This is a genomic window from Pseudoalteromonas sp. 2CM32C (assembly GCF_023161925.1).
Lineage (GTDB): Bacteria > Pseudomonadota > Gammaproteobacteria > Enterobacterales > Alteromonadaceae > Pseudoalteromonas > Pseudoalteromonas marina.
This window is the reverse complement of sequence record NZ_JALNTI010000002.1, coordinates 556,869-571,815: the sequence shown is the minus strand read 5'-3', so window position 1 is coordinate 571,815 and position 14,947 is coordinate 556,869. Positions and strand designations below refer to the sequence as shown.

At 40.2% G+C, this 14,947-nt stretch carries 10 protein-coding genes; 5 read left to right on the top strand and 5 right to left on the bottom strand.

The features are described from left to right. Positions 1-48: 48 nt before the first annotated feature. On the bottom strand, positions 49-1,650 hold the full coding sequence (locus MTF67_RS06445; RefSeq protein ID WP_006793310.1) for an isocitrate lyase: 1,602 nt from the start codon (positions 1,648-1,650) through the stop codon (positions 49-51). Positions 1,651-1,884: 234 nt separating this feature from the next. Between MTF67_RS06445 and MTF67_RS06440 the strand changes: the two genes are divergently transcribed. Beyond that, positions 1,885-4,065 (top strand): malate synthase G, encoded by a 2,181-nt coding sequence (locus MTF67_RS06440; protein WP_248519045.1) that lies wholly within the window; start codon positions 1,885-1,887, stop codon positions 4,063-4,065. Between the two features lie 273 nt (positions 4,066-4,338). Here MTF67_RS06440 and MTF67_RS06435 read toward each other — a convergent pair whose 3' ends face one another. From MTF67_RS06435 to MTF67_RS06420, 4 genes are all read right to left on the bottom strand, one after another. Beyond that, positions 4,339-5,064 (bottom strand): YebC/PmpR family DNA-binding transcriptional regulator, encoded by a 726-nt coding sequence (locus MTF67_RS06435; RefSeq protein WP_248519044.1) that lies wholly within the window; start codon positions 5,062-5,064, stop codon positions 4,339-4,341. A gap of 131 nt (positions 5,065-5,195) precedes the next feature. Continuing rightward, entirely contained in the window at positions 5,196-5,813 is a 618-nt protein-coding gene (locus MTF67_RS06430) for an HAD family hydrolase (protein ID WP_008132888.1), read from the bottom strand. A gap of 312 nt (positions 5,814-6,125) precedes the next feature. Continuing rightward, positions 6,126-6,620 (bottom strand): DUF6702 family protein, encoded by a 495-nt coding sequence (locus MTF67_RS06425; protein WP_006793306.1) that lies wholly within the window; start codon positions 6,618-6,620, stop codon positions 6,126-6,128. After that, positions 6,620-9,067, bottom strand: a complete 2,448-nt coding sequence (locus MTF67_RS06420; protein WP_248519043.1) for a M1 family metallopeptidase — start codon at positions 9,065-9,067, stop codon at positions 6,620-6,622. Before MTF67_RS06420 ends, MTF67_RS06425 begins: the two co-directional genes overlap by 1 nt. Before the next feature lie 284 nt (positions 9,068-9,351). Here MTF67_RS06420 and MTF67_RS06415 point away from each other — a divergent pair, with 284 nt between their 5' ends. The 4 genes from MTF67_RS06415 to MTF67_RS06400 all read left to right on the top strand — a co-directional run bounded on the left by MTF67_RS06415 (position 9,352) and on the right by MTF67_RS06400 (position 14,931). After that, entirely contained in the window at positions 9,352-9,588 is a 237-nt protein-coding gene (locus MTF67_RS06415) for a hypothetical protein (protein WP_248519042.1), read from the top strand. Between the two features lie 133 nt (positions 9,589-9,721). Next, the gene (locus tag MTF67_RS06410) at positions 9,722-9,958 is read left to right on the top strand and encodes a hypothetical protein (protein ID WP_248519041.1); all 237 of its coding nucleotides are present in this window, start codon (positions 9,722-9,724) and stop codon (positions 9,956-9,958) included. 78 nt (positions 9,959-10,036) lie between these two features. Then, the gene (locus MTF67_RS06405; protein WP_248519040.1) at positions 10,037-11,284 is read left to right on the top strand and encodes an exonuclease SbcCD subunit D C-terminal domain-containing protein; all 1,248 of its coding nucleotides are present in this window, start codon (positions 10,037-10,039) and stop codon (positions 11,282-11,284) included. Next, complete coding sequence (locus MTF67_RS06400; RefSeq protein ID WP_248519039.1) at positions 11,281-14,931, top strand: AAA family ATPase; 3,651 nt, start codon at positions 11,281-11,283, stop codon at positions 14,929-14,931. Before MTF67_RS06405 ends, MTF67_RS06400 begins: the two co-directional genes overlap by 4 nt. The last annotated feature ends 16 nt before the right edge of the window (positions 14,932-14,947 follow it).

Here is a 14,947-nt window from a genome sequence, read left to right as displayed (position 1 = left end):
CATAAAAAAAGGGCCTTACGGCCCTTGAGTAACACTATCTAGAAATTTTTAGAACTGGTTCATGGTGTTATCTTCACCACCGGCTTTTAACGCGTTATCACCAGAGAAGTACTCTTTGTGTGTATCACCAATGTTAGAACCTGCTAGGTCTTGGTGTTTAACAGATGCTTGTTCACGGCGAATTTCTTGGCGTTGTACATCACGTACATAAGCAAGCATACCTAAGTCACCAAAGTAGCCTTCTGATAAAATATCTGTGCTAAGTGCTGCAGTATGGTAAGTAGGCAGCGTAATTAAGTGATGGAAAATACCCGCTTCACGTGCACCATCACGTTGGAAATTTTGTACCAATACATCAGCTGCGGCTGCAAGCTCTGTTGCATCCATTTCTGGTGCCATTAGGCCTTTGTTATCACCAAGGCTTGGGTAAGCGCTCAAATCGCGACCCGCTTCTTGCCACTCTTGGTACACTTGCTCACGGAACTTAAGCGTCCAGTTAAACGAAGGTGAGTTGTTGTACACTAGTTTAGCATTTGGTACTTGCTCTTTAACACGGTTTACAAGCTCAGCAATTTGTTTTACGTGTGGCTTTTCTGTTTCAATCCACAATAAATCAGCGCCAGATTGTAGGCTAGTTACACAGTCAAGTACTACGCGGTCTTTCTCTGTTCCTTCACGGAACTGGTATAGGCCATTTTCAAGGCGAGTAGGTTTACACAGCTCACCGTTGATTTTCATTGCCGTATCACCTTCGTTTAAGTCCTCTACGCCATTAATAGGTGTAGTCTCTAAAAAGGCATTGTACTGACTTGCTAAATCACCTGGCGTTTGCGATACAGGCACTTTTTGAGTCAAGCTTGCACCTAACGAATCAGTACGCGCAACAATAATACCGTTGTCGATACCTAGCTCTAAGAATGCATAACGAACCGCATTAATTTTTGCTAAAAAGTCTTCGTGAGGTACGGTTACTTTACCCGCCTGGTGACCACATTGTTTGGCATCAGATACTTGGTTTTCGATTTGGATAGCACATGCACCTGCTTCAATCATTTTTTTAGCAAGTAGGTAAGTTGCCTCTTCGTTACCAAAACCGGCATCAATATCAGCAATAATTGGCACAACATGCGTTTCAAAGTTATCAATTTTATCAAGCACAGCTTGAACGTCGCCACCATTCGCTTTTGCTTCATCTAGGTCATTAAATAAGTGGTCAAGCTCACGGGCATCAGCTTGCTTTAGGAATGTGTAAATTTCTTCAATAAGCGCTGGAACAGATGTTTTTTCGTGCATACTTTGGTCAGGTAACGGACCAAACGCAGAGCGAAGTGCAGCAACCATCCAACCACTTAAGTAAACATAACTACGTTTAGTTGTTTTTTGGTGGCGTTTAATAGCCATCATCATTTGCTGGGCAGTAAATCCATGCCAACATCCTAAAGACTGTGTGTATTGGCTTGTATCTTTATCGTAAGCGGCCATATCTTCACGCATTACGTCAGCTGTGTATTGTGCAATTTCTATCCCAGTACGAAAGCGATTTTGTAAACGCATGCGAGTTGCATACTCTGGGTTAATTGCCTGCCATGCATTACCTTGAGATTGGCATAAAGTAGAAAGAGTGTCGGTTTCGCGTTGATATGTTGTCATAATAAAGTCCTTCGAACGGGTATATAAATAATTTAATGTTGTGAGAGTGGCGACGTTGCTAGTGCTCCGTAGCGCTTAATTCAACATTAGGCTTATTTTTTAGATTTAGTAAATTTATAGTTTTTATTACGACTATATTTTTTGTGAATATCAAAAACACACTCAACATGGCTTTTTTACGTTATTGTTGCTCAAACGCACAAATACTATGGCGACCGTTTAAGGAAGGCAATTATGACCCACACTCTCACACATTCAGGACTCAGCGTAGATTTAGAGCTTGCTGACTTTGTTAAAACTAAACTATTACCTGGTACACACTTATCAGAACAACAATTTTGGCAAAGCTTTGCAAAGATTGTTCAAACGCTCACGCCAATAAATAAAGCGCTGTTGGCTAAACGCGAACAACTGCAACAACAAATTGATCAGTTCCACATTGCAAATAAAACGTGGGATAGCAAGCAATACCAACGTTTTTTAAGTGACATTGGCTACCTAGTGCCAGAGCCTGCAAATTTTAAAATTGAAACACAACAAGTTGAACCCGAAATAGCCGTTACGGCAGGCCCACAGTTAGTTGTTCCAGTAAGTAACGCACGCTTTGCACTTAATGCAGCTAACGCACGTTGGGGCTCGTTATACGACGCCTTATATGGCACAGATGTGTTAAGTGAAGATGACGGGGCAGAAAAAGGCACTGCCTATAATCCGGTTCGTGGCTTTAAAGTAATGGCATACGCACGCCAGTTTTTAGACAAAGCACTGCCACTTGAAAACGGCTCACATATTGAAAGCACCAATTATTCTGTTGTAAACGGCGCATTAGTTATTACGCTGCGTGACAGCTCTCAAACCACTTTAGCTGACCCCTCTCAGTTAATTGGCTACCAAGGCGAAGCCCAAAACCCAAGCGTTGTATTACTTAAAAACAATGGCTTACATATAGAATTACAGATAGATCACCATCATATTATTGGCCAAGCTGACAAAGCGGGTTTAAAAGATGTGGTACTTGAAGCAGCCCTAACTACTATTATGGATTGTGAAGATTCTGTAGCCGCCGTAGATGCACAAGATAAAGTGCAAGTTTACAAAAACTGGCTTGGTTTAATGCAAGGTAACTTGGTCGAATCGTTTAAAAAAGGCGACAAAGTTGTAGAGCGTACGTTACAAAGCGACAAAACGTATACTTCTATTGATGGCGGTACCATAACGCTTAAAGGCCGAAGCATGATGTTTGTAAGAAACGTGGGCCACTTAATGACAAACCCAGCTATTACAGACGTTTACGGCGAGCCTGTTTTTGAAGGTATAATGGATGCAATGTTTACTGCCACAGCCGCCCTGCACGACTTAAATAAAAATTCTGGCGTAAAAAACAGCAGTGCGCAGAGCATTAATATTGTAAAACCTAAGATGCATGGCCCAGAAGAAGTTGCTTTTACAAGCACACTATTTACCCATGTAGAAGAAGCCTTAAACTTACCTAAAAACACCTTAAAAATGGGTATTATGGATGAAGAACGCCGTACATCTGTAAACTTAAAAGCATGTATAAATGAAGCAAAACAACGTGTTGTATTTATTAACACCGGCTTTTTGGACCGTACAGGCGATGAAATTCACACCTCAATGCAAGCAGGTGTTGCACTCCCTAAAGCTGAAATAAAACAACAGCCTTGGATAAGTGCTTACGAAGATCGCAACGTAGATATTGGCCTTGCCTGTGGATTAAGCCAAAAAGCTCAAATAGGCAAAGGCATGTGGCCTATGCCTGACAAAATGGCGCTGATGATGGAGCAAAAGTTAGCACACCCTAAATCGGGCGCTAATACAGCTTGGGTGCCCTCTCCTACTGCCGCAACGCTGCATGCTATGCACTACCATGATGTTAATGTTTTTACTGAGCAACACGCAATCGCTGAGCGTACAATAGCAAGCCTTGACGACTTACTTACTCCGCCACTTATGCAAGATACGTCAACACTCTCTAAAGAAGACATACAAAGCGAACTTGAAAACAATGCACAGGGTATTTTGGGTTACGTAGTACGCTGGATAGACCAAGGTGTAGGCTGCTCTAAAGTACCCGATATTAACCATATCGGGCTAATGGAAGACAGAGCAACACTTAGAATATCTAGTCAACATATGGCTAACTGGTTATTACATGGCATATGTACACAAGCGCAAATTACTTCCACTATGGCAAAAATGGCCAAGGTAGTAGACGGCCAAAACGAACACGATAAAGCCTATACCCCAATGGCAAGCAGCCCTGAAACACTAAAAAATAGTATTGCGTTTCAAGCAGCCCTCGCCTTAGTACTTGAAGGAACAACACAACCTAGTGGCTATACTGAACCGTTATTACATAGCTACCGTATACAGTATAAGTTACAGCAAAGTTAATACACTCCAAATGTTTAACGCTGTATCTTAATTGTTTATTTCGTGTCAAAACCAGCCTTAGGGCTGGTTTTTTATTTTCTAAATCAACAAATAAGCACACCAATATTTTTAAAAATGTGTTTAAACACACTTAAAACAACTCATTTTAAAATAGAAACACATAAATCAATAACCTCTATGAATACCTAACATTTCTGTAAATACAAAAAAGCGTGTTTTGCATACACAAAACACGCTTTTTAATTTGTATTTGCTATAAAAACGACGTTAAGATTATTTTTTTATAATTGCATTGTGATACACATTTTGTACGTCATCACAGTCTTCAAGCATATTTATAAATTTATCGAAGTTAGCAATAACCTCTTGATCATCAATTTCAATATTAACTTGAGGAATAAAAGTAATTTCGTCTACCTCAAAGTTAATACCTTCAAATGCGTCTTCAAGAGCTGTTTTAGCCTTAAAGTATTCTGTAGGCGGTGCAAAAACCGAAATTTTTCCATCTTCAGCTTCTACGTCAGCAACGTCAACGTCGGCCATCATTAGCGCTTCTAAAACAACTTCATCGTCATCGCCTGCAAAGCCTAATACTGCATAATGATCAAACATATGGGCTACACAACCAGGCGTCCCTATTTTTGAATCAGTTTTAGTAAACGGTAAACGCACATCTTTAATAGTTCTGTTGGGGTTATCAGTTAAGCAGTCAACAATCACCATACAATTACCCGGCCCATAGCCTTCGTAGCGAGCAACCGAGTAATCCTCCCCTGCTCCACCGGCGGCTTTCTCTATTGCTTTTTCGATAACGTGCGCAGGAACTTGGTCTTTTTTAGCTTTTTCGATTAGACGACGCAAAGTTTGATTTACTTCAGGATCGGGTTCACCATTTTTAGCAGCAACGTAAATCTCTTTACCGTACTTTGAGTTTACTTTTGTTTTTGCATTAGCTGTTTTGATCATAGAACTTTGACGAACTACAAATGCTCTACCCATTTTGTGCCTCTAATAAATACATTATTTTTTTTATTATTTTACCAATTCAAAACGTATTGGGCTAGTAAACCTTAGTAAATGAGCGCCCATATTGTGAGAGGTAAATTTACTAAAGCTAATATAGCGTCAATTTAACATAACTCGACTTTTTTGGAGTAGCTTTCAACTAAAGCAACCAAATCGTAAAAATCATGCAACACATAATCAGCTTGATCAGCATAAGGAGGCGTTTCATTGGGAGCATATAAGCAGGCACGCATATTAGCATTGTGTGCAGCTTGAATATCGTATAAGTAATCGCCTACGTACAATAGGTTATCTGCGCTAATATTCCAAAGCGTAGCAATAGCATTTAATGCACTGGGATCGGGTTTTGCTGGTGCGTCACTTCGTGTAAGTACTGTGCTGATAGGAAGCGGGTTATTTTTTAATTTAAGTGCAGCTGCTTTGTCAAAATTACGCGTCACTATTGCCATAGGAATATTTCGGTCATTTAATAGTGAAATGGCTTCACTTACACCTGGCAACAACGTGGCATGTTGTGCATCTAATAATTCGTGCTGGTGAACAATGTTCATTGCCTCTTCGCGCATATAAGGAGAAGGAAGTTGCGCAATAAAGTCGAGTAAATCTTCGTTATCGGGACAGCCAATTTGGGCTTTAATAAGTGAGAAGTCGAGTTCTGACGATACCAAAGTACCATCTAAATCAAAAATAACACCATGGATAGCCTCTACCTGAGTCGTCATACCAATCCTTGTTTGTGAAAATAATTAGTTGAGCTTTTTTCAAACATAAAAATACTCTGAGCTTACACCCTTAAGTGGGAACAATTAATACTAATTATATTTAAATTAATAGTGCGAGGTGGTCAGTAACTTCACTGCAACTACCAATGAACAAAAGCTTAGCAGCTAGTTGTATGTTGCGCAAAACAAGGTAAATATAAACAACCCAACTTTTTACGTAACTTGGTATTTTACCGATCAATTATGAACGCACGTTAAATAGTGTAATAAAATACGCACTTAAATAAGCGCGTATTTTATATTAACAATGAGTTAGTTAGCCTCAAAGCGAGCTTCAAGCCAGGTATCATCCTGAGCAAAGTTTAGGGTTTTAACTTTACCTTTGCCTTCAACGTTCACCATATTAACTTGTGATGGCCATAAATCACGCAGCGCACCATTGCTCATTTTTATCCCTTGAATTCCCTCTGGGATAGGCGCTTCTTGATAAACCCAAAAAAACTTACCATCAACCTGAGCGCCAACAAAGTTAAGCGGCACAACGTCACCATTTAATGTTTGCAAAGCCACATGTGACTCAACATATTTGGCAAAGCGTTGTTGATCAGTTTTATTGCTAATTATATCAATTTTACCTTTAAATAAGCTGCTAACAGCATGCTCAGTATCGTGTAAGTAAAACCGATGCATAAGCTCAACATTATGCGTTCTTTTGTTAAAAAGCACAGTCGTTACTGATGATTTTAATTGATGCGCCATACTTGGCGCAGCAATTAAAAAGCAAACAACAATAAGCAAAAAACGCATTATTGCTGTTCCTCTACTTCATCCTTTTCGTCTTTTTTCTCATCGCTTTTAAGCTCTGTTTTAATATCTTGCATGATATCGCGACTCACCTTAGCTTTACTCTTACTCTTTTTAAATACTTCAATACGTGAAGGAATAATGCGACGTGGGTAGTTATTGTTTTCTACATCAACGTCTGCAGTTTCCCAGCGTGGATCAACACTTACTGATACAAGCGGCTTATTTTTATCAGTAACTATAAGCTTTTGTACATTTTTATGATTACGACGCCAAATTTCAGCAGGAATGTAACGCTCTTCTTTAGTGCCATCTTCATACGTGAGCTCAAGTAAAATTGGCATCACCAAACCGCCCAGGTTTGAAAATTCCATCACGTAATAGTTTTGATCGTCACTTAAAGCACGGTCTAGCGTTTTACGCTCCCACGGCTCAAGCCCTTTTAAAAACTTGTTGTACGCGTTGCGCTCTTTATTCGTTACCGTGAAACGGTCATTTTCGTCATAAAAATCAGTAATATCAGGGTTTTTCTCAACCCATGTTTTTTTACCTTCTGCACGGTTACGCTCAACAAATAACGATGTTGGTTTGTCAGCTTCAATATCACGTAGGCGGCTGTAATCTATATCTGGATTTTTAGTATCTAAACGCAGTTGATACACTTTATCCAACGAGATATCTACATGGTCGGTAGTGTAAAACCAGCCGCGCCAAAACCAATCTAAATCAACACCTGATGCCTCTTCCATAGTACGGAAAAAATCAGCAGGGGTAGGGCGCTTGTATTTCCAGCGCTGTGCGTACTCTTTAAATGCAAAGTCGAATAAATCGCGGCCTAAAATCACCTCACGTAAAATATTAAGCGCGGCAGCGGGTTTAGTGTAAGCATTAGGGCCTAAGCGAAGTACGCTATCTGATTGCGTCATAATAGGCACCTGAACTTCAGATTTCATATACGAAACAATATCACGAGGCTCAACACCCCAAGGAATAGTAGGATCCCATTCACGCCCGGCAACACCATCTAAAAAGCTATTTAAGCCTTCATCCATCCACGTCCACTGACGTTCATCAGAGTTAACGATCATTGGGAAGTAAATATGGCCAACTTCATGAATCACAACGCCAATCAAAAAGCGTTTTTCAGACTGAGAATAGGTGCGTGTACCGTCATCTTGTAACTTAGTACGCGGACCATTAAAAGTAATCATTGGGTATTCCATACCACCTACCGGACCATTTACCGATTGTGCAGTTGGGTAAGGGTAATCAAACGAATACTTTGAATACACTTCCATTGTGTGCACAACAGATTCAGTAGAATACTTTTTCCATAAGTCACCGCCCTCTTTAGGGAAGAAAGACATGGCCATAACAAGTGGTTGAACATTACCGCCTTGTTGGTAACCTTTTGCATCCCACATAAATTTACGTGAAGACGCCCATGCAAAATCACGCACATTGTCGGCTTTAAATCGCCATGTTTTCGTTTTGTCTGTGCCTTCTTTTTCGTTTTCGAGTGCTTCTTCTTCGGTCACGATAAACACAGGACGCTTAGCAGTTTCAGATTGCTTTAAACGTTTACGCTGCGTGCTTGTAAGTACCTTGCTTGGATTATCTAACTTACCCGTCGCCGATACAATGTGATCAGCGGGTACTGTAATTTCTACGTCGTAATCGCCAAATTCAAGCGTAAACTCACCCGAGCCTAAAAAGGCTTTATTCGTCCATGCTTCGTAATCTGTGTACGCCGCTAAACGCGGAAACCACTGGGCAAGTAAAAATATATCGTTGCCATCTTTTTCAAAATGCTCATAACCTGAGCGTGCGCCAACAGCATCTTCTTCAACAATATTGAACGCAAAGTCCATGCTGAACTCAACCTCTTTACCTGGCTTTAACGGCTCATTCAAGTCAATACGCATTAATGTATCTACAATTGTTACACGTAGTGCTTTACCGTCTTCGTCTTTAACATTGCTTATTGCAAAGCCAAGCTCGTTGTCACTCATAAATTGCTGGCGACGTAACTGCCCTAAGCTCAGTTTTGCAGGCTTTTGCGCAGGCAGGCTTTGTAACGTGCTTTTAAAGGTTTTAGTGGTTTCAGCAATTGAATCACTTTTAAAAATATTTTGGTCTAACTGTAACCATAAATATTTTAATGTATGCGGTGAGTTATTTTTATACTCGATACTCTGGCTTGCACTAAGGCGACGCTTTTTTTCATCTAACTTCACGTCAATATCGTAGTTAACTTTTTGCTGCCAGTAATTTTCACCTGGTTCACCCGCAGCACTGCGGTACACATTTGGTGTCGGCAATGCTTCATCCAACTGACGAAACTTATCAACAAACGAGCCTTTTGTTTGTTCAACTGAAGACGCAATAGCACTACCCGACATTACCATTGGCAATAAAAGAGCACTAAGCGTAAGACTTATTTTTTTCATTGTTAGTCCTAAAATAATTTTGTGATCATACTGTGTCAAATGTAGCCGATTTCTTCAATTAAATAGCGACCAAACACCCTATTTTTAGGGTGATATTCACTAAAGTTTTGTACTCACAAATAACAATAATTTGTTAGCTATTTTAATTCATTTAAAAATGTAAAGGGGGTTTACAAATTTTAAACCGACTAGAGCATTAAAACACACTCGTATTAGCCAACTTCAGTTCAAGTTCATCAAATGAGATTACAGTAAAGTTAAGTGAGATTTTAAAGGTCCACGCTATGAAATTCTATATTGTAAAAAAAGCACACAAACTAGACGCAATTCCTGCTGATAAAGAACTACTTGAGCGCTATAAAGCTGACCATTATTCTTATGTAGATATTGTGTCGGCCTGCAACAAAGAAGATGCCCTAAAACGGCTAACCACTGAACAAAAACACAGTAAAAAACAGCTCATAATTGGCGTAAATATTGCGGTGTTTTCACTAATTTTAATTATTTGTACGATAAATTGAAATTACCGTAGTTTTTGGTTGATCTTTGTAGTCATTTGTATTTAAAATCGCCCACCTTTTTATTTGAGGCAAATAAATGACGACTATTTATCCTCAAATATTATCGATTACAAGCAAGAAATGCGGTGGGCTCATGGATTTTTATATCCTAAAAAAACAACAAGAACTAATTGCAATCCCAGCCAACGAAAATAGCTGTAAGCAGTACCTTGATTCAGGTTATTTTTACATTGATAAAGTAGCCGCTTGTAACGAAACGAACGCACTTAAAAGGCTGCAATCCAAACAAACTAAAACGTTAAAAAAACCTCTACTCATCGCATTGATTGTTTTGCCAGTAATTTTTGGCATTTGGTACAGCTTAAGCTAACTGTTTAGTTCTACTGAGGCTTGCATCTTTAACAGCCTTGGGTATATTGGCGCTCTTACTGGTTTTTAAGAGCGCGACATGAAAGTCCTTCATACCTCCGATTGGCACCTTGGCCAACAATTTTACGAACACGACCGCCGTGTTGAGCATCAAGCATTTTTTACCTGGTTACTTGCCACACTTGTTGAGCAGCAAATAGATTTGTTATTAGTCGCAGGCGATATTTATCATACGGCAACACCCAGTGCCAGCGCCGAAAACCAACTTTACCAGTTTATAAAAGACGCTAAAAAACATTGCCCACACATGCACGTGGTAATTATTGCTGGCAATCATGACTCTGCAAATCGTATTTTAGCGGCTCAGCCTTTACTTGCTCAATTTGATACCCACGTAGTAGGGCGTTTTGATGTCTCAGCGCCTGGCGATATTATTATAGAAATAAATACTAATAATAAACGCGCTGTAATTGCTGCAATGCCTTTTTTGCGCTCAAGCGATGTCAGCTCAGTAAGCCAAACAAAAAACGGCCCTAGCTATGCACAGGGCGTTGCAAATGCATATGAGCTTGCTTTAGAGCATGCCTATAAAATTAATGAGCAAAATTCACCATTAATAGTAATGGGGCACTTACACGCTAAAGGCGGTGACATATCAAGCGATTCAGAGCGCAACTTAGTGATAGGTGGTGAAGAGTCTATTTCAGCCAATGTGTTTGGCAATAAAGCCAACTATGTAGCTCTAGGCCATTTACACAAAGCGCAACAAGTTGCTAAAAACGAGACTATTCGCTACAGCGGCACGCCTATTCCCATGTCGTTTTCAGAGCGTAACTATACTCACCAAGTTAATGTTGTCGAATTTAAAAGCGATAAAAAACAGAGCATTAGTACAACTGTAAACCCCCTTTACATTCCGCGCTCGGCCGACGTTATTATTTTACCAAAAGGGGAGTGTGTGCCACTGAATGACTTATGTGAACAAATTAAAGCACTCGATACATCACAACATGCTATTGCCCCTTATTTACGCGTAAAACTTAAATCAAGTGATACCGACACCACCTTCAGAGAACAAATAGAACAAGCACTAGAAGGTAAGCACGTAAAATTTTGCGGTATCGAACGCGTTCGTGAACAAACTACCCATACCGACAACGACACAGTATTTGAAGATTTAAGTGAAGTTGAAATGCTCAATCCGCTCAATTTATTAGAACAAGCCTTTGCAAATGATAAAGACATGGCAGGGCAGAACGTACCCGATGAACTAAAAGTGCTTTTAAACGATGTAATAAGTGAACTGACGGAGCAAGAGCAACTATGAAAATAACCGCAGTACGCATTCATAACTTAGCATCAATAGTAGACGCCGAAATCGACTTTACTCAAGCCCCACTAAAAGATGCGGGCTTATTTGCCATAACCGGCGACACCGGCGCGGGTAAAAGTACCTTTTTAGATGCTATTTGTTTAGCGCTTTATACTAAAACAGCACGCTTAAAAGGCGATAAAGGCAACTTAATTGATTTTAACGGCGACAGCATAAAGCTAAACGATGCGCGTAACTTATTACGCCGTGGAAAGTGGGAAGGCTTTGCTGAGGTTGACTTTGTAGGGCAAGACAAACACCTTTACCGCGCCCGTTATTCTATACAGCGCACCCATAAAAAAGTAACCGGTAAATTAAAAGTCGCCGAGCACACGTTAGTTACCCTACCAGATGAAACATTAATAGCCGACAAAAGCCAAACCTTAAAACAAATAGAAAGTAAAATAGGTTTAAGCTTTGAGCAATTCTCGCGTGCAGTATTATTAGCGCAGCACGAATTTGCTGCATTTTTAAAAGCAACTGGCGATGAACGCGCGCAATTATTGGAGTGCCTAACAGGCACCGACAAATTTAGCCTAATTGGTAAGCGTATTTTTGAACGTAACAAAGAGTTAAAAGATAAGTTTGATTTACTACAAGCAAGCCTTTCAAGTTATACCTTATTGAGTGAAGATGAATTAGCAGTAAAACACACCACGCTTAATGAGCTAAAACAGCAAATAGAAGACACTAAAAAAGCGCTAATAAGCACAGAGCAAAACCTAAATTGGTACAAGCAAGCAAGTGCACTTGAGCTCGCACTTGAAGAGACAACAAAAAGTCAGCAGCATGCTACCAACGAGCTTGCAAAAATTGCTCAACAGAGTGAACAAGCAAAACAAGCACAAAGCGCACTTGAGATAAAAGATAACCGAAAACGACATGAGTATTTAACAGCGCAAAATAACACCCTAAATAAACAAATAAGTGACTTAAAAACTATTGACCATGCAACGCTTATTGATGAGCAAGTAAAGGCACTTAAAACAAAACAAAGCGAATTAAAAACAGCGCAAGAGCAAAAGCAATCTGCTGAGCCAATTATTGCAAAAGCCCGCGAGCTCGACAACCAGCTTGCTATTAACACACAAAGCATTACTAGCCTTACTCAGCAAAGTGAAAAAGAGCAGCAACAACTTAGCGAATTACAAATACAGTTTAAACACAGCCAAAACGTGCTTGATGAAGCAACTAAGCTAAATACGCAGCATCAGCAATGGCTTACTGAACATACGCAGCTTAAACCGCTCGCGAATGATTGGAATTATTACCAACACAGCTTTAATGCGTATTTAAATGCCAATGAGCAAATAAAGACAACCGCTTCTCAAAGCAAACAGCTGCTAGAAGAGCAAACTAAACACGCGACACAGTTAGCAGATCAAACTAAAAAAGTAGAGCAACAAGAACAACAACTTGCGCATCAGCAGAAAGATCTCAACCAATTAAGTGAGCAACTACGTCAATTCAATATTGAGCAATGCGATAGCAAACTTAAAAATATTGAATATTTAAATGATCAGCGCTTGCGCTACCAGCAGTTTAATCAAGAAATAAAACACAGCTCACAACAACAAGCGACGGTTGCAGCCAAACTTGTAAACAGTGAGCAAACGCAAACAACATTGCAACAAAGCTTAGCTTCATGCGAACAAGCACTTAAACACAGCGAATACGCATTAAACCAAGCACGCCTGCGTGCCAGCGAAAACGTAGAACATTTACGCACTCAGCTTATTCCAAACGAGCCATGTGTAGTGTGCGGGGCAAAAGAGCACCCGTATGCAAGCAGCCAAAGCCCGCAATTAATTAACTTAATAGCCGATTTTGAAGCAAGTTATAATCAGGCTAAACAGCTACACGATAGCGCTCAAACTAAGCTGCATCAGCATCAAACACAACATGCTGTCCTTGTCACTGAGCACGCCCAGCACAGTCAGGCCATACAAAGCGCACAGGCAAAACAGCTAGAAATTAAAACAACAATGCAAGGTACTCGTACAGAGCTTAACGATTTAACAGCGCAGCAGCTTGATGAAACCCACGCCCAGCTCAGCAACCAAAAGTCTCACTATTTTGAGTCGCAAAAACAGCAATCAGCCTTGCAAGAAAAGGTAAATCAGCAAACAAACGCCTTGAAAGCAGAGCAACAAACACAACATCAATTGCATAATTTAAACAGTGAACTAACCAATAAACTAAGCCAATTAAATACAAAGCACGCTGAGCTAACGTCGCAAATTAGCGATCTAACCACAACACTTAATGCACAATTTGAAAACAGCAACTTTTGGCAACACCTTCAATCAGGCGCACTGAACCTAAATGATTTAAGCCAACAGGTTGAGCAGTATCAGCATACATATGCGCAACTTGAGCAAAGTCAAAAACAAATAGACACAGCCAATCAGCAAATACAGCAGCTTACGCCACTAATAACTAAAAGCGAAAGTGCACTCAAAACGCTAAAAGATGATTTAGACAATGCTCAACAGCTACAAAATACAACACAAAGTGAGCGCCTTGCGTTGTTTAATAACGAGCAAATAAGCGTAAACGACTACCAAACAAAAATTAATGCCCTGCTTGAGCAATGCCAAGCTCAGTTAACTAACAGCCAGCAAACTTACGATAACGCTGTAAAAAAACGAGACGAGCATGCAATTGAGCTTAAAAACGCAGAGCTGCGTTTAGCCGAGCAAAGCACGGAGCTTAAAACACTTGAAGAGCGCTACAACGAATGGTTTAGCCACTTTAAAGCCCAGTACAGTGAGGCAACGCACGAGCAGATCACAATTTTACTAACGTTAAGCAGTGAGCAAATTAAAGCCCATTTAACCCAGTTTGAGCAGCTTTCAGCTGCACTTACTGATGCAAATGCAGCGCTTAAACAGCAACAAAGTGCGCATACAGATCACCAAAATACTAACAAGCCGTCACAAAACCACACTGAACTCACCGAGCAATTAGGTGCATTAAATGCAAAGCAAACTGAGCAGCAAAACAGCTTACTTACCACCAATACTGCTATAGAACAGCACAACCAAAATGCCAAAGCACTTGAGGGTAAGCAAACTGAGCTAGCCACCCTTAAAAAGCGAGTTGAACAATGGCACTTACTTAATAAAGTATTGGGCGATGCAACCGGTAAAACCATGCGTAACTTAGCGCAAACACAAACGCTAAAAATATTACTGCATTACGCTAATAGCCACTTAAAAACCCTTAATAAACGCTACGAGCTTACAGCCATTGCGCAATCGCTCGATATTGCCATTATTGACCGCGACATGGCCGACGAACAACGCTCGGTTAATACACTCTCTGGCGGTGAATCGTTTTTAGTATCACTAGCACTTGCATTAGGGCTTGCATCGCTTTCGTCAAACAAAGTACAAATCAACTCTTTGTTTATTGACGAAGGGTTTGGTACGTTAGATAGCGAAACACTCAGCGTTGCTATGGACGCGCTCGATTCGTTGCAAGCACAGGGCCGCAAAGTAGGGGTTATATCGCATGTGAGCGAAATGAGCGAACGTGTAGCCACGCAAGTTCATGTAAATAAGCAAAGTGGTGGATACTCCACTATTGAAGTTTTATAAGCTGATTAAAGGAGTT